General features: G+C 37.2%; 1 protein-coding gene. It reads left to right on the top strand.

Going from position 1 to position 557, the window contains the following annotated elements; genetic code table 11:
* Positions 1-557: restriction endonuclease subunit S (locus RBATCC27255_RS00005; RefSeq protein WP_147639930.1), on the top strand; the 557-nt coding region annotated here is incomplete at both ends.

The following is a 557-nucleotide window of genomic DNA, read 5'->3' as shown; positions in this document are numbered from 1 at the left end:
TCAAGTAACGGTATTGAAAAGTTCCCGAAACTTCGGTTTCCAGAGTTTAAAGAGCCGTGGAATTTAGTTAAACTAGAAGATGTTTGCTCATATAGAAAGGGTCGAGCTAAAGTAAAAAAAGCGCAATATATAAGCACGGAAAACATACTTCAAAACTATGCAGGTATAGAACCTTACGATGATTTATCTGAGGCTGAAGGCATTTCTATACAATGTGGAGATACGCTGATGGCAAACATACGTCCCTATCTTAAAAAAGTCTGGCAAAGCAACTTTAATGGAGCTTGCAGTACTGATGTTCTCGCCTTTTCACCAGATAACATTGATGGTAAATTCCTTTACTTTTTAATTGCGCAAGACAGATTTGTAAACTATGTTATGTGTGGTGCAAAGGGATCTAAAATGCCTCGTGGCGACAAAAACCATATATTAGAGTATGAAACTGGGGTTCCAACAGAAAGCGAGCAACGCAAGATAGCTCATTTCATCGACCTCTTAAATGCAAGAATCTCTTCACAGAATAGTTTAATTAATCTTATCAAGAAGTATAAAAGAGG

Origin of the sequence: Ruminococcus bromii, from assembly GCF_002834225.1 — a bacterium.
In the GTDB taxonomy this organism is placed as follows: domain Bacteria; phylum Bacillota; class Clostridia; order Oscillospirales; family Acutalibacteraceae; genus Ruminococcoides; species Ruminococcoides bromii.
The sequence above is the reverse complement of the archived record's forward strand: the minus strand, read 5'-3'. Positions and strand labels throughout refer to the sequence as shown.